21 protein-coding genes are annotated in these 22,944 nt (G+C 59.7%); 4 read left to right on the top strand and 17 right to left on the bottom strand.

Features of this window, described 5'->3' with window-relative positions:
• Nucleotides 1-421: 421 nt before the first annotated feature.
• The 5 genes from BRAS3843_RS05190 to iolG all read right to left on the bottom strand — a co-directional run bounded on the left by BRAS3843_RS05190 (nucleotide 422) and on the right by iolG (nucleotide 5,347).
• Complete coding sequence (locus BRAS3843_RS05190) at nucleotides 422-1,426, bottom strand: substrate-binding domain-containing protein (RefSeq protein WP_008967701.1); 1,005 nt, start codon at nucleotides 1,424-1,426, stop codon at nucleotides 422-424.
• A gap of 55 nt (nucleotides 1,427-1,481) precedes the next feature.
• Nucleotides 1,482-2,585, bottom strand: coding sequence for an ABC transporter permease (locus BRAS3843_RS05185; RefSeq protein ID WP_008967700.1), 1,104 nt, complete (start codon nucleotides 2,583-2,585; stop codon nucleotides 1,482-1,484).
• On the bottom strand, nucleotides 2,575-3,315 hold the full coding sequence (locus tag BRAS3843_RS05180; protein WP_008967699.1) for an ATP-binding cassette domain-containing protein: 741 nt from the start codon (nucleotides 3,313-3,315) through the stop codon (nucleotides 2,575-2,577). The genes BRAS3843_RS05185 and BRAS3843_RS05180 overlap by 11 nt, the downstream gene beginning before the upstream one ends.
• A 134-nt stretch (nucleotides 3,316-3,449) precedes the next feature.
• Complete coding sequence (locus tag BRAS3843_RS05175; RefSeq protein ID WP_008967698.1) at nucleotides 3,450-4,259, bottom strand: SDR family oxidoreductase; 810 nt, start codon at nucleotides 4,257-4,259, stop codon at nucleotides 3,450-3,452.
• Nucleotides 4,260-4,342: 83 nt separating this feature from the next.
• Nucleotides 4,343-5,347 (bottom strand): inositol 2-dehydrogenase, encoded by a 1,005-nt coding sequence (gene iolG / locus BRAS3843_RS05170; protein WP_008967697.1) that lies wholly within the window; start codon nucleotides 5,345-5,347, stop codon nucleotides 4,343-4,345.
• 219 nt (nucleotides 5,348-5,566) lie between these two features.
• On the opposite strand from iolG, the gene BRAS3843_RS05165 reads away from it, so the two are divergent.
• Nucleotides 5,567-6,439 (top strand): MurR/RpiR family transcriptional regulator, encoded by an 873-nt coding sequence (locus BRAS3843_RS05165; RefSeq protein ID WP_008967696.1) that lies wholly within the window; start codon nucleotides 5,567-5,569, stop codon nucleotides 6,437-6,439.
• Nucleotides 6,440-6,485: 46 nt separating this feature from the next.
• Here the strand turns inward: BRAS3843_RS05165 and BRAS3843_RS05160 are convergent, their stop codons facing one another.
• The 4 genes from BRAS3843_RS05160 to iolD form a co-directional block, all read right to left on the bottom strand.
• On the bottom strand, nucleotides 6,486-7,556 hold the full coding sequence (locus BRAS3843_RS05160; RefSeq protein WP_244425123.1) for a Gfo/Idh/MocA family oxidoreductase: 1,071 nt from the start codon (nucleotides 7,554-7,556) through the stop codon (nucleotides 6,486-6,488).
• Nucleotides 7,557-7,630: 74 nt separating this feature from the next.
• Entirely contained in the window at nucleotides 7,631-8,605 is a 975-nt protein-coding gene (locus tag BRAS3843_RS05155; protein WP_008967694.1) for a Gfo/Idh/MocA family oxidoreductase, read from the bottom strand.
• A 94-nt stretch (nucleotides 8,606-8,699) separates the two neighbouring features.
• Nucleotides 8,700-9,599: a myo-inosose-2 dehydratase gene (gene iolE, locus BRAS3843_RS05150; RefSeq protein ID WP_008967693.1), complete on the bottom strand. Its 900-nt coding sequence runs from the start codon at nucleotides 9,597-9,599 to the stop codon at nucleotides 8,700-8,702.
• Nucleotides 9,600-9,604: 5 nt separating this feature from the next.
• On the bottom strand, nucleotides 9,605-11,476 hold the full coding sequence (gene iolD / locus BRAS3843_RS05145; protein ID WP_008967692.1) for a 3D-(3,5/4)-trihydroxycyclohexane-1,2-dione acylhydrolase (decyclizing): 1,872 nt from the start codon (nucleotides 11,474-11,476) through the stop codon (nucleotides 9,605-9,607).
• Between the two features lie 219 nt (nucleotides 11,477-11,695).
• Here iolD and BRAS3843_RS05140 point away from each other — a divergent pair, with 219 nt between their 5' ends.
• The 3 genes from BRAS3843_RS05140 to BRAS3843_RS05130 all read left to right on the top strand — a co-directional run bounded on the left by BRAS3843_RS05140 (nucleotide 11,696) and on the right by BRAS3843_RS05130 (nucleotide 16,007).
• Complete coding sequence (locus BRAS3843_RS05140) at nucleotides 11,696-12,826, top strand: Gfo/Idh/MocA family oxidoreductase (RefSeq protein WP_008967691.1); 1,131 nt, start codon at nucleotides 11,696-11,698, stop codon at nucleotides 12,824-12,826.
• Nucleotides 12,827-13,797: 971 nt separating this feature from the next.
• The gene (locus tag BRAS3843_RS05135; RefSeq protein ID WP_063710291.1) at nucleotides 13,798-14,670 is read left to right on the top strand and encodes a cytochrome c; all 873 of its coding nucleotides are present in this window, start codon (nucleotides 13,798-13,800) and stop codon (nucleotides 14,668-14,670) included.
• Between the two features lie 425 nt (nucleotides 14,671-15,095).
• Nucleotides 15,096-16,007 carry a helix-turn-helix domain-containing protein gene (locus tag BRAS3843_RS05130; RefSeq protein ID WP_083841317.1) on the top strand — a complete coding sequence of 304 codons (912 nt, stop codon included), beginning with the start codon at nucleotides 15,096-15,098 and terminating at the stop codon, nucleotides 16,005-16,007.
• 395 nt (nucleotides 16,008-16,402) lie between these two features.
• On the opposite strand, the gene BRAS3843_RS42030 is transcribed toward BRAS3843_RS05130, so the two are convergent.
• The 8 genes from BRAS3843_RS42030 to ctaD all read right to left on the bottom strand — a co-directional run bounded on the left by BRAS3843_RS42030 (nucleotide 16,403) and on the right by ctaD (nucleotide 22,929).
• Nucleotides 16,403-16,669 (bottom strand): hypothetical protein, encoded by a 267-nt coding sequence (locus tag BRAS3843_RS42030; RefSeq protein WP_244425122.1) that lies wholly within the window; start codon nucleotides 16,667-16,669, stop codon nucleotides 16,403-16,405.
• Nucleotides 16,642-17,205, bottom strand: a complete 564-nt coding sequence (locus BRAS3843_RS42025; RefSeq protein ID WP_008967688.1) for a hypothetical protein — start codon at nucleotides 17,203-17,205, stop codon at nucleotides 16,642-16,644. The genes BRAS3843_RS42030 and BRAS3843_RS42025 overlap by 28 nt, the downstream gene beginning before the upstream one ends.
• Before the next feature lie 53 nt (nucleotides 17,206-17,258).
• On the bottom strand, nucleotides 17,259-17,465 hold the full coding sequence (locus BRAS3843_RS05120; RefSeq protein ID WP_008967687.1) for a DUF3311 domain-containing protein: 207 nt from the start codon (nucleotides 17,463-17,465) through the stop codon (nucleotides 17,259-17,261).
• Between the two features lie 873 nt (nucleotides 17,466-18,338).
• Nucleotides 18,339-18,629 carry a hypothetical protein gene (locus BRAS3843_RS39390; protein ID WP_083841315.1) on the bottom strand — a complete coding sequence of 97 codons (291 nt, stop codon included), beginning with the start codon at nucleotides 18,627-18,629 and terminating at the stop codon, nucleotides 18,339-18,341.
• A 544-nt stretch (nucleotides 18,630-19,173) separates the two neighbouring features.
• Nucleotides 19,174-19,575, bottom strand: a complete 402-nt coding sequence (locus BRAS3843_RS05110) for a cytochrome C oxidase subunit IV family protein (protein ID WP_008967683.1) — start codon at nucleotides 19,573-19,575, stop codon at nucleotides 19,174-19,176.
• A 9-nt stretch (nucleotides 19,576-19,584) separates the two neighbouring features.
• Complete coding sequence (locus BRAS3843_RS05105) at nucleotides 19,585-20,307, bottom strand: heme-copper oxidase subunit III family protein (RefSeq protein ID WP_008967682.1); 723 nt, start codon at nucleotides 20,305-20,307, stop codon at nucleotides 19,585-19,587.
• Nucleotides 20,308-20,452: 145 nt separating this feature from the next.
• Nucleotides 20,453-21,157 carry a cytochrome c oxidase subunit 3 gene (locus tag BRAS3843_RS05100; RefSeq protein ID WP_035980889.1) on the bottom strand — a complete coding sequence of 235 codons (705 nt, stop codon included), beginning with the start codon at nucleotides 21,155-21,157 and terminating at the stop codon, nucleotides 20,453-20,455.
• Entirely contained in the window at nucleotides 21,154-22,929 is a 1,776-nt protein-coding gene (ctaD, locus tag BRAS3843_RS05095) for a cytochrome c oxidase subunit I (RefSeq protein WP_008967680.1), read from the bottom strand. The genes BRAS3843_RS05100 and ctaD overlap by 4 nt, the downstream gene beginning before the upstream one ends.
• Between the last annotated feature and the right edge of the window lie 15 nt (nucleotides 22,930-22,944).

Raw genomic sequence — 22,944 nt, 5'->3', positions numbered from 1 at the left:
GATTTGTCCACCTGGAATGGCATCGCACCCGACCTTGCTGCCGCGGGCTGGGGGGGCATGGTGCCTTCCTTGAGAGGATTCGGCGAGACGCTCTTTACGTCTGATAAGGCTTACGTCTGATAAGGCGCTAAGAACGGGCAATACGGGCGTCCTCGCATTGGATGCGACAGCCTTCATGGATGCGCTCGATATCTCGCACTTTTCGGTTGCGGGACATGACTTGCTGCTTTCTGAGCTACTCCCATTTCCTCGGATTTGGGCTCTCGAAATCGTCCATCGCGAAGCTCCCTGTCGTGTTCGTGATGGCTCACGAGACGAAGAGTTTCGACGATGGACGATTTCCGCGAATGTCAGGCTTTTGCTGCCTCCCCGGCAGAACCTAGGATCTTGGTAGCCAGGCCGCTGTGCTATCAAGTACGGACTACTTGGCGACACAGGTGTCGATGTTCTTGGTCGTGCAAACGTCGAGGCCCGTATAGGTTGGATCGGCGGGCGCAGCCTTGCCGTCCTTGATGTCCTTCAGCGCGAACATAGTCTTATAGCCCATCTCGAACGGACGCTGTCCAACCTGGCCGAGCGAAAGCCCTTCCTTCATCTGATCGATCTGAACCGGCAGCGTATCGGCAACCACCAACGCGAGTTCTTTCTTGGCGATCTTGTCCTTAAACGGCGCGACCGCGGCGCGATTGGCGTCCGGCAGGAATTGCGGGAAGCCGCCCGTCGGGGTGAACGCGTCCAGGTTCGGGTTCTTTGCCATGGTGTCCTGGAATTGCTGCACCGACAGCGGGAAATCGTCGTTGGTGTAGAGCGGGCAGCCGTCGATCTCCTTCCAGCCGTTCTGCCCAGTCAGCCGTTCCCCGGGCGATTGAGCAGACTCCTTGCCGGCCAGCGTGTCACGGATACCCTTCATGCGCTCGTTGTGGTTGGCTGCGGCGGCGCCGCCGGACTGGATGCAGATTGTGCCGCCTTTCGGCTTGATGGTCTGCACGATCTTGGCGATATTGACGCCGATCTCGTAGTTATGGGTCCCAATATAGGCAAGGCGCAGGTCCTTGTTCTCGGGCAGCAGGTCGGAGTCCCATGTCAGCACGGGAATGCCCGCTGCCTTAGCATTCTGCAGCGCAACGGCCATCGCAGCCGCGTTGGATGGTGACACCGCAATGCCGTCCACCTTCTTCGCGACGAGGTCTTGCACGATCTGCACCTGCTCCTCGCCGCCGCCATGCTCGCCGGGGCCAATATACATGCATTGGAAGGCTCCCTTGGACTCGGCTTCTGCCTTCTTGCAGCCGTCGCGCGCCTGGTCGAAGAACGGGTTGTTCATGTTCTTGGGAACGAGCGCAAAAGTGAACTTCTGCTGCGCGCAGGCCTGTCCTCCCATCAGCGCGGAAAATGCGACGGCAGCCATCAGTAGATGTTTATGCACGTGTCTCCTCCCTGTTTGTTGACTCCAACTTTCCGACTCTGTTGTCGCCGGCCTCCTAAACCCGCTTCCAGACAATCCACTCGCGGATCGTAGCAACAAGCGACGTTCCGCTCGTCTGCATGCCGAGCAGCACGGCAATGACGATGAACATGCCGACAAAGGCGCCCTGCCAATTTGAATCGATGCCAGCCATGAGAAGCGCGTTGCGGATCACCTCGAGGAAGGCTGAGCCGATCACGGCACCGAATGCGGTTCCGTAGCCGCCCATCAGGTTGGCGCCACCGATGACGGTGCCCGCGATAACTCGAAGCTCGTAGCCGGTCCCCATCGCGTTGATAGCCGAGCCGCTGTAGCCGAGGAGCAGCAGCGAGGCGATCGAAGCCGTCAAAGCCGAAAAGACGTACGCCTGGAACTTGATCCAGTCGACCGACACGCCGGTCAGGCGCGCAGCGTTCTCGTTGGAGCCGATCGCATAGAGATGGCGCGCCCAGGCCGTGAAGATGAAGATGGCACCGAGAATGAGAGCGAGGATCACCATCACCCAAAAATGGGAGGAGAACTCCGGCATCCAGCGCGGCGCCCAGCCGGTCGGCGGATGCAACGGCCATTTCGCCTGACCGATTGCCCTGACGATCGGCGCGTCCGGGCCAAATTGGTACAGCATCTGGTTGCCAGAAAGCACGACGGCGAGCGAGCGCGCGATCGAGAGCATGCCAAGCGTCACGACGAACGATGGCATGCCAATATAGGCGACGAAGAAGCCGTTGAAGGCTCCACATGCCAGGCCCGCCAAAAGCCCGGCTGCGAAGGCGACATACCAGGAATGGTGCCAGGTCAGCAGCAACCCGGTGACAATGGCAACGAGCCCCATCACCGAACCGACGGACAGATCGATTCCCCCGGTGATGATGACCACGGTCATGCCGAGGCTCATGATCGCAAGCGGAGCAAAGTTGCGCGTTATGTTCGTTACGTTATCGGCTGTGCCAAAGGTCGGCTCCAGCCAGGTCATGAAGACCACCAGAGCAAACAGCGCGGCGGCCACCCAGAATGCCTGACTGGTCATCACGCGATGGAGGGCGCTCTGCTCGCGGATGTTGACGATATCGCTGATTGCCGCGTGGGTCTCTTCGGTCGCTTGAATTGCACTAAGCTTCACGGATCGCTCCCGTAATCAGCCCGGTGATCTGCTCCGGCGAGGTCTTGGCTGTTTCCTTGTCGGCCACCTTCGAGCCACGCCGGAGCACGACGATACGATCGCAGACGGTGAACACATCGGGCATGCGGTGGCTGATCAGCATCACCGACACGCCGCTCGATTTCAGCCGCCGGATGAGTTCGAGCACCTCAGCGACCTGTCGCACCGAAATGGCCGCGGTCGGCTCGTCCATCAGGACGAGCTTGGCATTGGACAGCCGAGCCCGGGCAATTGCAACAGCCTGCCGCTGCCCCCCTGACATCTTCTTCACGAGATCCCGGGGCCGGGTTTCCGATTTGAGCTCGTCGAACAGCTCGCCGGCGCGCCTGATCATCGACTGCTTGTCGAGGATGCGGAGCGGCCAGAATCCTTTTTTTATTTCGCGCCCGAGGAAGACGTTTTCCGCGGCGGTGAGATTATCGGCCAGCGCGAGTTCCTGGTAGACGACCTCGATGCCCTCCGCCCGCGCCTCGATCGGCCTGTGGAAATGGCATGCCTTGCCATCGACGACGATGGCGCCCTCGCTCGGCGGAAAGTTTCCGGCAATCAGTTTCACCATGGTCGATTTGCCGGCGCCGTTGTCGCCCATCAGCCCGACCACCTCACCTGCATCGACCGAAAAACTGACGTCGTGCAGTGCCCGAATGGCACCAAAGCTCTTCGAGATACTTCGCACGTCAAGCAAAGCCACGCGTCCCTCCATCGTGCGGTGGCAGCTCTATCCGGCTGCTTCACCTCCTCGATCTATGCAATCAATATTGCACAAACGCCAATGTCGCAACATCTACTTCATGCAATCTAGGATCGCCTTGGCAGCGCAATTGCTCAGAGCAGCGTTTCCGGTTGCGGTGACGTATCGTAGGCGCCCCAGATACTTTGGTCGAAGTTGATCGTGGCTCCCGTCATCATTCCGGATTCATCGCAGGACAAGAACGCAACGGCGCGCGCAACCTCGACCGGATCGAGCAATCGGCCGAAGGGTTGCCGCGCGGCGGCTTCCTCGAGCCAGTCCGCAGTGCGGCCGTGATAGACCTGCTGGGTGTTGTATTCGCCTTCCGAGGCCATCCAGCCGATATTGAGACCATTCACTCGGATGCGGTTGCGTAGCAGCGCATGAGCCGTGTTTCGCGTCAGCGTGTCGAGCGCGCCTTTCGATGCGCAATATGCTGCGATGAAGGATTGGCCCCCCATCGCCGACATCGATGAGATGTTGACGATCGTGCCCTGCACCTTGTCGCGGCGCATGAGCTTGACCGTGTCCTGCATCAAAAAGAAGGGTGCACGGGTATTGATTGCGAAGATCCTGTCGAACAGTTCGGGGCTCGTGTCGATGATCGTGCCGCGGCTCGTGTCACCCGCGGCGTTCACCAGGGCATCGACGTGCCCGAACGCCCTGTCCGCCTCGGCCACGACTCGGGCGCAATCCTCCGTTTTCGCGAGGTCAGCACGCACAAAGACGACCGCTGCGCCTGTGGCTGCGGCGATCGCATCTGCTTTCGCGCGGCCCTTCGCCTCGTCACGACCGCACGTGACGATGCCCTTGGCGCCACGCTCGGCGAAGAGTTTAGCAATGGCGGCACCGAGCCCCTGCGTGCCGCCCGTAACGATCGCGATCTTTCCATGCATCGAAGTCATTTTGAGTTCTCCAACGCCCGGCAGGAGCGCTGTTTAGCTTGCCGCATCGCTGCTCGATGCCTGGAAGCACGCCCCATTTGGCATCATGCGATATCGCGAACCTCGACCTTCTTGCCGGTCTTGGCGGACTCGATCGCAGCCTCCGCGAGCACGAGCGCACGGTAACCGTCGTCGAAAGTCGCCTGGATCGGCCGCCCGTCGCGAACGGCGGCAATGAAAGCGGCGATCTCGGCCTGATAGGCCTCGGCGTAACGTTCGATGAAGAAGTTGAGGTAGGGCTCGGCCGCATCAGTCGTGGTCGAGCCGTAAAACTTCAGCTCGTGCTTCTTCTTGTTATCGGAGATGACCATCCCCTCGCTGCCAAACAGCTCGATCCGCTGATCATAGCCGAACGTTGCGCGTCGCGAGTTATTGATATGGCACAGCTTCCCATCGGCAGTGCGCATGATCACCATGATTGAGTCGAAGTCGCCAAAATCAGAGCCTGTGGCAGGGTCGACAAGTGCACTGCCGGTGGCGAAGACCTCGGTCGGCTCGTCGTTCAACATGAAACGCGCCACGTCGAAATCATGGATCGTCATGTCGCGGAAGATGCCGCCCGATACCGCAACGTAATTTCGGGGTGGCATCCCGGGATCCCGCGACGTGATGACGACCTGCTCGAGTTTCCCGATTTTGCCCGCGGCACAGGCCTCGCGCGCGGCGCGGTGCCCGGGATCGAAGCGGCGATTGAAGCCAATCTGAATTGGTACGTTGCAGCCTTCAATGGCCTTGCGGCATGCGCGTACCCGATCCAGATTGAGATCAATCGGCTTCTCGCACAAGATCGCCTTGCCGGCCTTTGCCGCGAGCTCGATCAGATCGGCATGCGTGGGAGTCGACGTCGCGATCAGAACCGCGTCGGCCTTCTCGATCGCATCTCCTGCACTGGCTGCGACCCTGCAGCCATTTGCACTGGCGACCGCCTCGGCAGCAGATGTGTTCGGATCGAATACCGTCTCCAGGCGGGCTCCTTCCGCACCGGCGAGATTGCGTGCGTGCAAGACGCCGATGCGCCCGCACCCGAGCAATGCGAATTTGATCGCCACCATTTCCTCCCGCCGACAAATGTTCGATTTTATTGCAAGAATTATTGCAAATATGCAAAAATGTCAATAATTGTTCACCAGCACAATCGACGATTCTGCTGCGTATCAGGAGAGTGAGGCTAGAGCGCGTCGATCTCCTTTGTCTTTGGCCTGTCCGGCCTGACGAGAGCAAAGCTGTCAGCATCCGCGCACGATGAAACAATGACGAGAGCACCTTGAATGCAGGACGTGACGACACCGGAAGACTACGAGGAATTGATCCGTGTCATCCACGACCGCTATGATGACATGAGCAAATCCTATCAGAAGATAGCGGTTTATCTGACCCAGAACCCAAACGATGTCGCAGTCCTGTCGGTCAACGCCATCGCCGATCGCTGCGGCATCCATGCATCGAGTTTCGTGCGCTTCGCCCAGTCACTTGGCTATGAGGGTTTCAAGGAGCTTCAGGCGTTGTTTCAACGGCGCCTGTCGACTGCTGCTCCCGGTTTCGAGGCGCGCATCAAAGCACTGGAAATCGAGTTGGGCGCCCGCGCCGATCGCAGCGAGGTCGGTTTCCTCCGCGACCTGGTCGTCCGCGACATCGCCTCCCTTCAGGACATGCTCGCGGACATTTCCCCGAAAGCTCTCGCGGACGCGGTGAGCCTCCTTGAGAAAGCCGATTCCGTTTTTCTGATCGGCCAACTGCGTTCGGCGCCCGTCGTTGAATTCCTTCGCTACATATTGACCATGCTGGGCAAACGCTGCGTGCTGCTCGATGCAGGCGGCGGACTCGCGACACACATCGCGCGCACGATCCGCAAGAAGGACGTGCTTCTGGCGGTGTCGTTCCGCTTCTACGCAAACGAGGTCGTCAACGTGGTCGAGGAGGCCGGTCGCAACGGGATTCCGATCATTGGGATATCGGACAGCACACTATCTCCGTTGGCCAAGAGTGCCCGCGTGCTGTTCGCAGTTCCAGAACACGAATATACGTTTTCGCGTTCACTCGCCGCTCCGATGTGCCTCGCCCAGGCTTTGACAGTCGCGCTGGCGGCGAGACTACAGAAAAACGATGTCAATCCGCGGATTCCCACGGTTACTAGTCAGTAGAACAACGCGAGCATGCGCGCCAAGGCCCCGCCAGGTTTGTAGCGCCTCAGAACACCAGTCGTCGATCGGTTACAGGGGTCACTCGCACCATGTCGGGTGTTGGATGGCGGGCACGAGGAAGCGATGTGATGGTTTGCGGTTGTCCGGTCAGAGCGGCCGTTTCAATTGCAACCAATGCGCGCAAATCGGCCAACCCTTCCTCGCCATCGGCCTCGGGCGGCGTTCCGGCCTTAATGCAATCCGAAAAGTAATCTACCTGTGCGCCAAAATGGTCGATTTGCCGAAACTGGGTTTCGCGGATCTCGCCATCGCGGCGCAGGCGCAGTTTTGTCGCGGTCTCGAACCTGAAGCCGGGGTCGAGTTCAAGGTCTCCCGCCGTTCCGACAACCCGATAGTTGTCGACGTCGGCCGCCCCGAAGCTGGCAACGAATTGCGCCAAACCGCCCGAAGGGAACCGCAGCAAGGCCGCGAGCGATGCATCCACCTCGCGAAAGCGCGGGTCATCGCTTGGTCGGTGCACCATCGCCATGGCCTCGATCGGTTCTTCAGCAAAGATGTGGCGAGCCGCGTTGACGCAATAGACACCGATGTCCTGGAGCGGTCCCCCCCAACTTGCGGCCTTCAGTCTGTGATTGCCTTGCGCGGCCTGAAAACTGAAGTCCGATTGAAAGAAGAGCGGCCGGCCAATGGCGCCGTTGCGGATATGTTCGAGGACCGCCACGGTTCCGGGCTCGTTGTGGAGCCTGTACGCCGTCATCAGAAACACGCCGGCTTCGCGCGCCGCGGCGATCATGGCCAGCGCATCTTGTTCGTTGGTGGCTAACGGCTTCTCGACCAGGATGTGCTTGCCGGCGCGAGCCGCCCGAATAGCGTAGTCCGCGTGCAGGTGGTTGGGCAGAGCAATGTACACCGCATCGACGTCAGAGCCCCTCAAAAGGGCATCGTATCCATCGTAGCCGACGATCTGGCCAATCCCATGGAAATCCGCCAACCGCGCGGCCTTGTCCCGGTCGCCGGTCACGATCGCGGTGACCTTCGAATTTGTCGACTGTCCGACTCCCGGCAGAAAGGCTTGTTGCGAGATCCAGCCTGCACCAACGACCGCATACTTGATCATCATTTCCTCTCCCAGGACTAGCGTTCTCTCGCGCAAGAGGCTGATCGCATCCCGCCCAGCCCTCGCTCGCTCTGTCAGTCATACAACGACGGACGCGGCCCATATTTCAGGCGAGCCACACCATTTCCGGCAAGCGCCTCTGCGATTTGCTCCGCGATGGCCGAGGCGAGATAGCCGTCCCACGCGCTCGCTCCGACAGATACTCCAGCTTTCACGGCGCTGATCCACTCGGCCATTTGCCTGCGATATGCCTCTTCGAACCTCGGCACCCAATTGTCCGGATACGAATGACGAGCTGCTCCGTCTCTGTTCAACAGCGTCAGCGACGCCGGAGCCAGCGACACTGTGCCTTGCCGACCGACCAGTTCGACATGCACATGGTAGCCGTAACCAGCATTCACGAACACCTCGGTCGAAACGATCTCGTCTTTGTCGGTTTTCATCGTGATCATGAGGGGTTCGCCGCCGGACCCCGCTTCCACATGCGCCGAAATCATCTCCGATCCCAGAAGCCAACGGCTGGCATCGATCTCGTGGACGAACGAATTGGTGACGGCCATCGGACCGGTGAACCACTCCGGGGCGCGGACGTTTCGGTGCACGTTGTGCAGCAACACCGGTTCGCCCAAGCCGCCGGTGTCCTTGACGCGCTTGATCTCCCGATAGCCTGGATCGAAGCGGCGCATATAGCCGACCTGGATGAGCCTGCGACCGAAAGCGACTTCCGCCTGCACGACGTCGAGGGCATCCGCTGCTGAGGATGCCAAGGGCTTTTCGCAGAGAACGGGCTTCCCCGCCGCGATGCAGGCGCGTGTCAGGGAGGCATGTGTCGCATCGGGAGATGCAATCACGATCGCGTCGATCCGATCCGACCCGATCAGCGAATGAGGGTCCGAAAAAACGGTTGCTCCAGAAGCAACGGCCTCCGCCCGAGCCGCGTCGGCATCAAAAATCCCCACGAGATGAGCACCCGGAGTCTCGTGCCGGAGTATCCGGGCGTGCTCCGCGCCCATAACACCTGTTCCGATGATTCCTATCCCGACGCTCATTTCACCTCCATCGCCAGGCTCGCCAACATAACCCGCCAAGCCAGTGCAAGACCTGCGTGCTTCTTCGAGCACGACGATATCGGAGCCCTGCGGTTCATTGCACGACTTCATATCCAGCCGAGGCCATCAAGCGCATCAGTTCCGCATGACCTTTCTTGGCCATCTCGAGCGGCGGACTGACCTTCGGGTCCTGTTCCGCTTCGACGACAAACCACCCCTCGTAACCGTAGGACGCGAGGCGCGCGATGATCGCAGCGAAGTCGAGCGAGCCGTCGCCCGGCACCGTGAACGCCCCTTTCACCACTGCATCGAGGAAGCTCTCCCGCTTCCAGTCGAGCTTCTCGATGACGCTGCTGCGGATATCTTTGGTGTGCACATGGCTGATGCGGGAATGATGTTTGTCGATGACACGCAAGACGTCACCGCCGGCAAAAGCCATGTGGCCAGCATCGAACAACAGCGGTAGCGCCTCACCCGAATTCGCCATGAGCAGGTCGAGCTCGGCTTCGGTCTCGATCGCCGCAGCCATGTGGTGATGATAGGCGATCGGCATTCCCTGCCCGGCGCACCACTCCGCGAAAGCCGTCATCTTGCGTCCATACGCCCTGATCTCCTCCTCCGAGAGCCTGGGTTTGGTATCGAGCGGCGCAGAGCGAATACCCTGGATGGAACGAGCGGTTTCGCCGTAGATGATGCAGGGCGCCTTCGCCGCGATGAAGAACTCCATCTGGGCGCGAATGCGATCTTTTTCCCGCTCGATGTCGCCGTCGAGCAGAAGGCCGGAGAACCAGCCGCCGCATACGGAAATGCCAAATCGGGCGAGCAACGGCCCGAGTTCCTCCATGTTCATGGGGAACCGTCGTCCGGTTTCCATCCCCGTGAAACCAGCGACGCTCGCTTGGCGCAAACACTCCTCCAGACTCACGTCATCGGACAATTCGGCCAGATCGTCGTTCCACCAGGCAATGGGGGCAATTCCAAGTTTCACTTTCATGGCTGTCACACTCCGATGCGCTGCTTCGCGCGGATCTCGTCCTGCTGCTTGCGCGCGCTTCGAACCGTCTCGCGCGAGGATACTTCTGGCACGCCCACGTCCCAGTCGGCGTCGCCAGGAACCCATGAATACGCGTCTGATGCGATCGAAAGCACGGTGGTGCGGTCGTTGCCTTTGGCCCATTCGAGCGCGGCGACAAGGTCGGCGAGGCTCTCGCACCGCCGTGCAGCAGCCCCCATGGACTCGGCGTGCTTGGCAAAATCAACGTGAGGAGGATTGTCGCGATTCTGAACGCGACAATCGGTCAATAAGTTATTGAACCCTGGCACGCCTTTGAATTGCTGCAACCGGTTGATCACCGCGAACCCGCCATTGTCACAGACCACGACAATCATCTTGTGGCCACTCAGAACTGTCGAGTAGATGTCTGAGTTCATCATCAGATACGTGCCGTCTCCAACCATCACGATCGGCGTGCCACCCAGCCCGCCGGGACCAGAATTGGCCATCGCGTGACCCCAGCCGGCTGCGATCTCGTAGCCCATGCAGGAAAAGCCGAACTCGAGGTCAAAGGTGTTCGGTGCCTTGACGCGCCAGCCTTTTGCTACTTCGCCAGGCAGGCCGCCGGCGGCGGAAATCAGCGTGTCTCTCTCGCCCGCGGAGGCGTTCACAGCCTGGACCACTTGCGCGTAGGTCGGAACCGGTGCGTTATTCGGAGCCTGCAACGACTCCAGCAAAGCATCCCATTCCCTGAAGAGCATCTGAGCACGCGCCATGTGAGCGGGATCGACGCGCCACGCGCCGAGCTCGGCATCCAGCTCCGTAACCGTCTCCCGCGCGTCGCCGACCACCGCCAGCGCACGATGCTTTACCGCATCGTACCTGGCGGCGTTGATCGAGACGAAGCGCGCGTTCGCGCCGAAAGCAGTCCATGATCCCGTCGTGAAATCCTGGAGACGTGTCCCCACCGCAAGGATCACATCGGCTTCGGCTGCGAGCGCGTTCGCCGAGGTTGAGCCGATAACTCCGATCGGTCCCGCATGGGCCGGGTGATAGTGGGTGACGGCGCCCTTCCCTGCGACCGTCTCGACAATAGGAATTCCATGCTTGACCGCAAACTCCGCGACGACATGTCCTGCCAGCGAGTAGCGCACGCCGCCGCCGGAGATGAGGAGCGGCTTCTTCGCGGTCTTGAGCAGTGCGGCGGCTTCCGCGAGTTTATGGCGGTCGGGACGCGGACGTGAGATGGTCCAGGTTCGAGCCTCGAAGAAGACCTCGGGGTAGTCAAAAGCCACCTCCTGGGTGTCCTGCGGCAGCGCGAGGAAGGCCGGGCCACAGTCGGCCGGATCGAGCATCGCTGCCGCCGCCTGCGGGAGCGACGAAATGATCTGCGCCGGATGGGTGATGCGATCCCAGTAGCGTGTGACCGCCTTGAACGCGTCGTTCACAGTGACGGTCGGATCGCCAAAATGCTCGACCTGCTGGAGAACCGGATCTGGCAAGCGGTTGGTGAACGTATCGCCGGAGATGAGAAGAACCGGCAAGCGGTTTGCATGAGCCGTTCCCGCCGCCGTCACCATGTTCAGCGCCCCAGGGCCGATCGACGACGTAGCTATCATGATTTGCCGCCGGAGCTTGGCCTTGGCGAAACCAACGGCCGCCAATGCCATCGACTGTTCGTTCTGCCCGCGCCAGGTCGGTAGACGATCCTGCACAGTTTCCAGAGCCTCGGACAGGCACGTCACGTTGCCATGACCAAAAATGCCGAAGACACCGGCGAACAGGGGGACGCGAACGCCTTCGATTTCAGTGAACTGTTGAGTAAGCCATCGCACCAAGGCCTGGGCCATGGTGAGTCGGATTGTGGCTCCGGTCATGTGGTCTCCTCCCTCGACGGTTTGTGGCCAACATAACCTCTTGCATTGAATATTGACAATATACTTTCTCCGCAACAATTATTGCCAATAGCGACGGCGACATCCATAACTCTTCCGACCGGGCGTTGCGGCGATCGACGACAAATCTCTTCGTCAGAACGTGTTCGGGTTTCTCGCCGGTCACTGAACTGCGACCTCATCGTGAACAAGGATTCCGACATGACCAAACGGAAGCTTCGCATCGGCCTCATCGGCAGCGGCTTCATGGGGAAGGCTCACGTTTTCGGTTACTCAATTGCGATGCGCGTCTTTGACCTTCCCTTCGATCTGGAACTGCATACGATCGCGGACATCACCGACGAGGCGGCCGCGAAAGCCGCCTCCTCCCTGGGCTTCGCGCGCTCAACTTCAGATTGGCGTTCGCTCGTGACGAGTCCCGACATCGACGTCGTCAACATCACCACGCCCAACACGCTTCACAGGGACATGGCCTTGGCGGCAATTGCCGGGGGTAAACATGTCTATTGTGAAAAGCCGCTGGCGCCGCTTGCGACAGACGCCCGGGAAATGGCGGAGGCCGCCGAAGCGGCGGGAGTAAAGACGCAAGTCGGCTTCAACTATCTCTGCAACCCCATGCTGGGCTTCGCGCGCGACATGATCGCGGCCGGAGAACTCGGCGAGATACGCGGCTACCGCGGTGTCCACGCCGAGGACTACATGGCAGACAGCGCCGGACCCTTCACCTTTCGGCACGACCCGGCGGGCGGCGGCGCGCTGGCCGATATTGGTAGCCACGCCTTGGCGACCGCAGAATTCCTGTTGAGTCCAGCCGCGGGACCGATCACCCAAGTGATGGGCGATTGCGTGACGATGATCAAGGAACGTCCGGACGGCAAGGGCGGACGGAGGCGCGTCGAAGTCGACGATGTCGGCCGGGCTTTCCTCCGTTTCGCCAACGGCGCCTCCGGCTCGATCGAGGGGAATTGGATTGCGACCGGGCGGAAGATGCAGCACGACTTCGAGGTCTATGGAAGCAAAGGCGCTCTTGCCTTCAGCCAGGAACGATTCAACGAGCTGCACTTCTTCTCGACCGACGATCACCCTGGCCGTCAGGGATTCCGCCGGATCGAGGCAGGCCCGGACCATCGGCCATATGGCCTGTTCTGCGTTGCGCCTGGCCACCAGCTTGGTTTCAACGACCTGAAGGCGATCGAAGCAGCAGCGTACCTAGACGCCATCGCTGGACATCGATCGGAGCCATACAATTTCCGCGCTGGCCTGCGCATCCAAATGCTCGTAGAGGCCATTCACGCCTCAAGTCGCGCCGGAACGTGGAAGGACGTTGGTTGAGTGTGCGTTGCGCTGCTTCGGAGCTTTCTCGACACTCTCGACAGGACGATCCGGCGCGACGAGTTCGTAATCTGAGGATGCGATAGACACAAACGAACCTTTCATCAAGGCCGGGACCTTGCCGTCGGCATACAAGCCAGGCACAAGATTTTACATAGATGCGTCACAAGATGGCGAACCTGCTACTCTCGTCCACACGAACTGCAGCAGCGCTCACTGCGAGACGCGTCGGCAACTACTTGATCGCCATTCAGTCATGGTGGCTAGCGCACCGGTGTTCTTGGTTGATTGATTGCCAGCGCGAATTGCTTGGACTCCAGATCGAGTCTGGAAGCCGCTCAACGGCAATCGTTCGCATTTCATGCGTAACTCACTCATGACGATTTGAAACTGAGGTGTAGCGAATGGCCCCTATCTCGTTTTTATCGCTGCGGATCCCAACTCGTGGTGCCAAAAGCCTTACGATAGCGGCGAACAGATCGGAAACGGACCTTTCGGCCCGCCGCGCTCTACGAACACCTCGAAGACCTATCTGGATTAGTCCGTTTTGCCAAACTGGTCAGATCAACAGACAGCCATGATGCACTTCGCCGACGCGTTCGACTGGCATTCTTTCCAACGCATCATCCCGAATGACGTTCGCGATTACCCAAAATGCCGCGCCGTTATGCCGCGGGGCAACCCTGGTAGCGAGTTCACACGCGAGCCGCTCGACGATGAACTTGCCTACGCAGCATGGATCCCGAATGGTGGCAACTTTGGTTGGCTGGCCGACGTGTTCACCAGAGACGCTGGAGCGATCTGCACACCAGCCTGCTTGAGCACAGCGAGTCGCCCGCCCTGTGGCTCAGGCTCACGCGTTAATGCCTGTTCCCTGGAGATGATAGATGTCATACTTGGTCTGTTTCGGCGACACGAAGCGACGGTGTCTTCCCTGCCGCTGCAGCGTACTGCTGCGGGGGCCTGCTCTAGTGGCAACCATCGTCATACTGCTGACGCCTGCTGCATGGAGCCAAGCCCGCTCAGAGTTCAGACCAGCAGCAGAACCTGTGCTTGTCATCAACAACGGAGCGAACGAGCAGCGCTTTACGGCCGCCCAATTGCTAAACAGGCCCGACACCGTAATGTTGAGCGCAACGGGTGACATCTATCATCACACCGTCGTCTATCGCGCCGTGCCGTTTTTGGCCCTCTTGAGCAACAGCGTTGATCCGAAATTCGATACCGTCGAAATGGAGGCACGAGACGGCTTCGTCAGCCAAATTCCGTTTACGCTGATCAAGCGCGGCGCAATCGGGGGATCCGCCGCTTATATTGCCGTCGAAGATCCTGCGCATCCCTGGCCGCCACTGCCGCAGAAAACAGAGACGGCTGGTCCCTTTTACCTTATCTGGGACAATCCGGAGACATCAGAAATCGCACGCGAGCAATGGCCCTATCAGTTGACCCGCGTGACCCTCGTCGAGAGCCCGGTCCACCGCTGGCCTCAGATCGCGGTGCCCCCGACGACGGCAGCCGACGCTCCAGCTCGACGCGGGCAAGACGTTTTTGTTGCGCAATGTCTGCCGTGTCATCGGTTGAATGGAGGCGGCGCGAGCGATACCGGCCCCGACTTCGGACGCCCGATGTTTCCGACACAATACCTGACCGATGCCGGATTGCGCGCCATCATCCGAGATCCGAAGGCAGTCCGCACCTGGCCAGCTCAACAGATGATCGGCTTCAGCAAACGTAACGTCTCAGACGCGGACCTCGATGCGCTGGTCGCCTATTTGCACACCATGGCGACGACCTCAGGGGAATGCCTCCGTCAAGCAAACGATTCGTCGTGCACACGAAAGTGATTTGATCTCGATAGCGCGCTACGGAAGGATTCCAGTGCGCGGGTTTCCTGGATGCCTTGACGAACATGATAGCTGAGGGCATTGGGCTGCTGATCATCGACAGCCGGCGGTCGATCCATACTGTGCAGGCCGGCATTGGCCTGATCTTTTTTGTTCACCGCGGCTGATCGGGATTTCGCGAGAGCGCAAGGCTTGATGCGGCTGGTTGCCTCATTCCCACGGCGATGACAAGCTAGCTTCAGGTGCTGACGCATCCGATTTCGCTCGCCTACTCCTGGTCGGCGCCGTCCGCCGCGCTTCGTGGAACTACTCGTTTGTCCAGATGACAGGTATGCACAACCGCGCTCCGTGCAATTTGGATACGTCCGCCCCATGAAACGTGCCATTTTTCCCCCAATCGTAACCACGTGGAGCGCTACGGTCGCATGAACTTCGTTGAGTATCCAATTGACGTCGGCGCAAAAGCCTCAGCGGAGGAGGAGACTGGCATTTTAAGATGTTTTCGTTCACCACCGCCCCTTTCCGATATTCTCGAGGCAATCTGGGATTGCGATATTCCGAATGCGAGATTCGCAAAATCGCTTACAATCAAGTGCGCCCCCGGCACCTCTCTTCAGCTAATTGGTCAATATCGACGACCGGCCGAGATACATCAACGCGCCAAGATTCTGCCAGCGAAGTGCGCGACCCACATTCAATCGCATGCCGTCACCTTGCGCCCCACCGGAGGGCTTGGCGTTATCATCGTTTCTCTTAGGTCCGACGCGGCGAGCCGCATAGTCCAAGCTCCGATCAGGGAGCTCGCAAACGCCGATCTTCATCTGAGCGATTTGTTCAGGGCCTGGGAAGTGGCAATGTGCGATGAAATGCTCGCGACGGCGCAGACGAGCGAAGAGCGCGTTGCCGGTGTCCAGGCATTCCTGCTTCAACACCTTCGCCCCCATACAGATAGCCTCGCTAACCGCGCGGCTTGCTATCTCAGGAGAAACCCAACAATACAGATGAGTTCACTTGCAGCGAGGCTTGGCACCAGTTCACGCAACCTTTCGCGTGCCTTCAGTGCTGCTTTTGGCCTGAGTCCGAAGCGGTTTGCGCGGTTGGCTCGTTTCCAGAAGATCCTCGCAGAACGCCGCCGCAGCCGATCCTGGGCGCAGACCGCCTACGCCTGTGGTTTAACCGATCAGGCGCACCTTATCGACGAATTCCACGACCTGGTAGGCGAAGCGCCGACAGATTTTTTTGCTCACGAGCTTAGCGTCGGCGCCAGCGGTATGGACGAAGCCAACCTCATTATTCAGCGCGCCGCGCCCGTTGCCCGGCCGATCACAGTTCCTTGAAGCCCATGTCCGAAACGGCCAAGATCGAATTCGATGATTCCACCTAACTGCTGCCGGAATTGAAGCCCAACCAACATCTTTCGAGAGTCCCCACGACGGTCTCGAACGCCACGACGACTGCGTCGAACGAACGTGTCGTGCTGTAGACGAGGTGATTAACCGATAGCTGCGTTATCATCTTTTCTCCTTAGGGCTCGGATCTCAGGCTGTTCCGCGACGTTCCGCACTGGTGCTTTTAGCGAGCCGGTCCCTCCGATTGCTATTCGGTCTGCTACTTCTCGCTCGAAGGCATAACGGGCTTCCGAGCCAAGTAGTGCCGAGCGTAGCGACGACGCAGCTCCATTTTCTGCACCTTACCCGTGGCACGATAGACGAGCGCTTCGACGAAAATGATGTCATCGGGAAGCCACCATTTCGCAATCTTGCCTTGGAGAAAAGCGTATATAGACGCTGCCGTGGCGGGGTTGGATGCAGCGGGGGACGATCAGAAGCAGCGGTCGCTCTTCCCATTGCGGGTGAGGAATTCCGATCAACGCAGCATCTGCAACGCCGGGGCAGCTAACCGTGAGATTCTCTACATCAATGGAACTGATCCATTCACCACCAGACTTGATCACGTCCTTGGCTCGGTCCGTCAGACGAATGTGATGGTCGTCGTCCATGACGGCCAGATCCCCAGTGTTGAACCATCCGTCTTCCAACAATGGACTTCGTCGCGGAAATAGCCGCTCGTAACCCAGGGACCCCGGACCATGAGCCGCCCGACCGACACGCCGTCTCGTGGCAATTCGTTTCCATTCCCGTCCGCAATCTTGATACCCAGCCAACGATTCCCAAAGCGGCCGCGCACGAAGTCACCGGCGGTGATATAGTTGTGCTTGTGACAGACATGCCAGAGACGCGGGAACACCAGGAAGAAGATTGGATAGGCGACTATCGTAAACGGAACCGCGAACAAAGCGATGGCCCCGGCGCCAAAGGCGAGCGAGGGAACGGCAATGAAAGTGTAGGCGGTGTAGATATCACCGCCTATGAGAAACCAGGTGATGACCGCACCGAAACGTCGGCCGCCGAGCCCCCATTCATGCAGTAAGTCGAGATCGCCTTTTCGCCACCTGGCCGCAGCAAAGCCTAACCAAGTGACTAAGCCAAATAACAATGCGAAGACGCTGAGAGCAATCCAGTTGACTTCCGACACAACGGTTTCCTGCTGGTTCTAATGAGGGCTCCGGGTTCAGCCGTGCCAGACCGCTACTCGTCAGTCGCAAAGTGGACGATCGCGGTGAGAACAGCGCCGATGACCACCCAAGACAGCTGATACCAATAGAAGAACGGCGTGCCGATCAAAGCGGGCTCCGCCCTGTTGTAGAAGGGCGGCCAGAGGACCGCGATAAATTGAACGAGCAAGAGCAGGTGCCACCAGCTCCACTCTTGCCGCTTTTTGCGCAATCCAGCCATCGTGCCTCCTGGGGGCGGATCCAATCGGCTGCGTAACCGGCTGGATTCAAAAACCTACCGGAGATTCAACGCCTATGCTCCTTGAGCCAGCTCGCCTCTTCCTCAGGTGTGGTTCCGGGCAGTATCAGACCGAATTCCATTCCGTGGCCCGGCGGAATCTCCGCGACAATGATGGCGAGAGCATCACTTGAAATGCCGCCGATCGATCCGAAAATTGACCAGCGTGCAGTATGGTAAAGTTGGCGTCAGAGCGCGCGCTGAGCCACGGCCACAGGACGCGCCCGACGACTCGGCGCGTCCCAGGTACTAACGGGCCTGGTGGTCCAGCGACATCCGAGCCTGAACGCGAAGAAGCAACGCAAGGGGGGGTCATCGTGAGGGTTTCCGCGCGTTTTCGATGTTACGTTCGCAACGATCCCGCTGCCTTGGCAACTCCCTTACCGGACAGGAGGATTGGTATTGCTCCAGGTCGGCACCGCGTTTGTCACGCCAACCGACGGCCAATAATAGGAGCCCACTGAGGGGGCGGTGACAGTTCCGATCGATGTTCCGGATGTCCCATAGGTCCTGGGTTGCGGTGCCGACAATCCCTGGGTCCGATGGAATTGCACGGTCGAGACGTAATGCCTGAGGTGCCTGGACCTCTTCGCTTCAGCGGAAAATGGTGGAAGCGCCAGCCCCGCGGTCACGAACGCGGCAATCAATAATCTCGTTGTCATTATGGCGAATCCTTTCTCACGTAGTTGGTGGCCAACGCGCGTTCTTCACGACTTGATGTTCTAAACCCGGTAGAGCACACGTAATGTTGTTGAAGCGTAACAATCTCAGCGGCTGAATGAAGCGAAGCGGGCAAACGCGAACGCCCCGCGAGCCTCAACACCCCCGGCAGATCGATCCCTCCAGCATCTTTTGCAGTCGCGCATCTTCCTGATCGATTGCGGCATCGGTCCCGAGTGCCGGACCTTTCATGGTATGCCCGCCTACGCCGGAGGACGGCAGCGCCGTGCCGAGTGAATTCGTTCCTGGCGTCGCGGCGCTCGTACCGAGTGCGCCACCACCCATCGACATGTGCGGCCCTATTGATCCCATGCCGCCGCGGGCAGAGGCGGCGGTAGCAGAAAGGACGAAACAAAGGGTGAAGCAAGAAAGGAACAACAGCCTCATGATTCATGCTCCAGGTCGTTCCAGTGATCTGGATTTGAATCTAGGCACTAAGCGCGCGTATGCCGCGCACATTCGCGAGAGCAATCATAACAGAGAAGGGAGGTTCCGAAGCAGATGACCCGACACTGCGCGACCACCGCGGCCGCAAGGCGAGATCCGGACTTGCACGCTGCCAGAACTCCGAGCTCGTCCATCGCCCCTTGCCGGGCGCGATCAGTGCCGCTGATGGTGCCCAGCCGCGGCTCGTGACGAACCCGCCGCCGATAATCGTCGCGGATGCTGCGCGTCACTCCCGACAGGACTGCCAGAATCGGGACGCCGAACGGCCAGACGCGCGATCCGTTGAGAACGCGCACGATCGCCTCATGCAGCACGTGGGCTCAGCCGAGCCCTGCCGGCAGCCCGCGACTCCATATTTTAGGTAAGGCCTTCCATTTGAGCCAAGACGTTCAGCCGTACCAGATCAGTCTCGGACAGCCCTCAATCGAGGCTGGCGGCGGTGCGACCAGCCGGCGTCATCCGTCCTGCTACCAAGCAACCGCGGCTATGTCGCCTGCGCGAAAAATATCATCCGGAGCAGATGCGTGTAGTCGGATTCGAACACCATGATCGCGACGAATACCAGCAGCACCGTCGGTGGCAGCAGGATCGCGTAGGCCAAAGCGAGCCGCTCCCAGGCCATGTGCATGAAGACCGCGACGATCAGGCCAGCCTTCAACACCATGAACAGCAGGATCAGTGACCATCTGAGATGACCCTGGAGGCCGAAATAGTCGACAAGGTACGAGCAGGTGCTGAGGACGAACAACCATCCCCAGACCACGAGATAAAGCTTGATCGGATGCTGCTGGCCCTCTGCATGCGCGGCTCCTGATGCGACCGCATGATGCCCGTGATCCTGCAGCGAATGTTGCTGCGCTTCCGGATGTACCGCGATGTTTGTCATGCTGCGACCTCACCAGAGATAGAAAAGCGCAAAGATGAACACCCACACCAGATCGACGAAGTGCCAGTAGAGGCCGGTGATTTCGACGATCTCGTAATGCCCCTTCCGGCTGGTGAAAAAGCCGCGCCTTCCGACATCGAAGTCCCCTCGCAGAACCTTTCGCGCGATGGCGATCAGGAAGATCACGCCGATCGTCACGTGCGTGCCATGGAAGCCCGTGATCATGAAGAAGCTCGAACCAAACTGCGCCGCCCCCCAGGGGTTGCCCCACGGCCGGACGCCTTCCATGATCAGCTTGGTCCATTCGAAAGCTTGCATTCCGACGAACGTTGCGCCGAATGCCGCCGTGACAAACATCAAGGCTGCAGTCTTCACGCGATCGCGGCGATAGCCGAAGTTGACGGCCATCGCCATGGTGCCGCTGCTGCTGATCAGGATGAAGGTCATGATGGCGATGAGGATGAGCGGAATTTCCCTGCCTCCGATCCTCAGCGCAAAGACCTCGCTGGGATTGGGCCACGGCACCGTCGTGGACATTCGCGCCGTCATGTACGACAGCAGAAAACAACTGAAAATGAAGGTGTCGCTGAGGAGGAAGATCCACATCATGGCCTTCCCCCAGGACACGTTCTTGAAGGCGCGCTGATCCGAGGACCAGTCGGCGACGATGCCTTGCAAGCCTCCAGCCCGCGCCGGCGGTTCCAGGTTGTTGATCAGCGCCGTTTCTGCCATCTCGTCCTTGCCCTTTCGAGATCACGATCCGATTAGACGGAATTGGATCGTGACCTCATCTCTTTGTTTGAGCATGATCTCCGCGCAATCCGCCTTCGGCGTTTGTCGCGAGGGAAAACCGGTTTCCACTTTTCCGGATCATTCTCTAGCTCAGCAACTGGCTGCAAATCTCCACGACATTGTCTGTCCAGCCCGTCAGCAGGCCGAGCAGAACCAGCCAGACCAGCAGCAGGAAGTGCCAGTAGATGGCGCAGAGCTCGACGCTCAGGCGCACCTGCGCCACCGGCGCGCCAAGCCACACCTTGGCAGTCGTCCTGCCGAGGGCGACCAGGCCGCCCATCAAATGCAACCCGTGCACAGCCGTGATCAGGTAGAAGAACGAGTTGGCTGGATTGGACGCGAGGAAATACCCCGCAGCGCTCAGCTGGCGCCACGCCAGGAGCTGCCCAATCAGGAAAGTAATGGCGGATGCACCGCCTGCGCATAGACCGAAGATGACGCCGCCAATGTCGTCCCGGCGCGCCGCCATGTATGTCCATTGCAGCGCCACACTGCTCAGGACCAGGACGGCCGTGTTGAACCACAGCAGCCTCGGCATCGGCAGCGCCCGCCAGTCCGCCATGGTCATGCGCATCGAGTAAGCGCTGATGAAGAGTGCGAACAACGAACCGACGACCGCGAGAAAGACGCCCAATCCGATCTTCGCGGCGGGCGGCGATGCAGTGCCTGCCTCGCGAAGATCGACCATCACTCCTTGCTCCAGCCATGGCTTGGCTGTCAGCCGCTGTTGCGAGAGCCACCACCCCGCGATAGCCGCCAATCCAGCCATGAACAGGATAATGGCGCTCACGGGTGGGCCCCCCGCGCCGACCATCCGGCCGGCGGCTCATTTTGCGGCACGAAATCCTGAGGCGCGCCGGGGACGCTGTAGTCGTAGGCCCAGCGATAGACAATCGGGAGCTCCTTGCCCCAGTTGCCGTGCGCCGGCGGCGTTTCGGGAGTTTGCCATTCCAGCGACGCGGCTCCCCAAGGATTGCCGCCTGCCTCTTTGCCCTTGAACAGGCTCCAAACCAGATTGAACAGGAACACGAGCTGGGCAAAGCCGACGATCAGGGCCGCCACGCTCATGAACGCATTGAGGTCATGCGCCGACGCCGGAACGAAGGCTGTTTCGCCGATGTCATGATAGCGGCGGGGCATACCCAAGAGGCCCAGATAGTGCATGGGGAAGAAAATCGCATAGGCCCCGAGGAACGAGACCCAGAAGTGGAATCGTCCAAGCGCCTCATTGAGCATCCGTCCGGTGACTTTCGGATACCAATGATAGATGCCGCCGAATACGGCCATGATCGGCGCAATACCCATCACCATGTGAAAATGGGCGACAACGAACATCGTGTCGGACAACGGAACGTCCACGACCACGTTGCCAAGAAACAGGCCGGTGAGGCCGCCGTTCACGAAGGTGATGATGAACGCCAGCGCGAACAGCATCGGGATGGTGAGATGAATGTCACCACGCCAAAGGGTCAGCACCCAGTTGTAGACCTTGATCGCGGTCGGGATAGCGATGATGAGCGTGGTCGTGGCGAAGAAGAACCCGAAATACGGGTTCATGCCGCTCACATACATGTGGTGCGCCCACACCACGAAGCTGAGGGCACCGATCCCAACGATGGCCCACACCATCATGCGATAGCCGAAGATGTTCTTTCGGGCGTGGACGCTGATCAGATCGGAAATGATGCCGAAGGCCGGCAAGGCAACGATGTAGACTTCGGGATGGCCGAAAAACCAGAAGAGGTGCTGGAACAGGATCGGGCTGCCGCCGCTATACTGCTTCAGCTCGCCCATCTCAACCAGCGTCGGCATGAAGAAGCTGGTTTCCAAAAGACGGTCCAGCAGCAGCATGACCGAGGCGACGAACAGCGCCGGGAAGGCCAGCAGCGCCATGACCGTGGCCGTGAAGATCCCCCACACCGTCAAAGGCATGCGCATCAGCGTCATGCCGCGCGTGCGACCCTGCAGCACCGTCACCACGTAGTTCAGGCCGCCCATGGTGAAGCCGATGATAAACAGGATCAGGGAAGCCAGCATGAGAATGATACCCCAATCCTGCCCGGGGGTACCGGAAAGAATCGCCTGTGGCGGGTACAGCGTCCAGCCGGCGCCGGTGGGCCCGCCGGGCATGAAGAAGGTCGAGACCAGCACCAGGACGGCAAGCAAGTAGATCCAGTAGCTCAGCATGTTCACATAGGGGAACACCATGTCGCGGGCGCCGACCATCAGCGGGATCAGGTAGTTGCCGAAACCTCCCAGAAACAGCGCGGTGAGAAGATAGACCACCATGATCATGCCGTGCATGGTGATAAACTGAAGATACTGGTTCGCATCGATGAATGAAAACGTGCCGGGGAATCCGAGTTGCAGCCGCATCAGCCAGGACAGCACCAGCGCGACCATTCCGATCGCCATCGCCGTGATCGAGTACTGCACAGCGATAACCTTGGCGTCCTGAGAAAAGACGTATCTCGTCCACCAGCTTCGCGGATGATAAAGCTCGACCTCACCCACTTCAGCAGGTGGGATGCCTGCGACGGTGTCCAACGGGATATCGACCATGGGAATAACCTCCTT

It is taken from the genome of Bradyrhizobium sp. STM 3843 (assembly GCF_000239815.1).
GTDB lineage: Bacteria > Pseudomonadota > Alphaproteobacteria > Rhizobiales > Xanthobacteraceae > Bradyrhizobium.
Note: the sequence above shows the minus strand (reverse complement) of the source record. Positions and strands in the feature narration are given on the sequence as shown.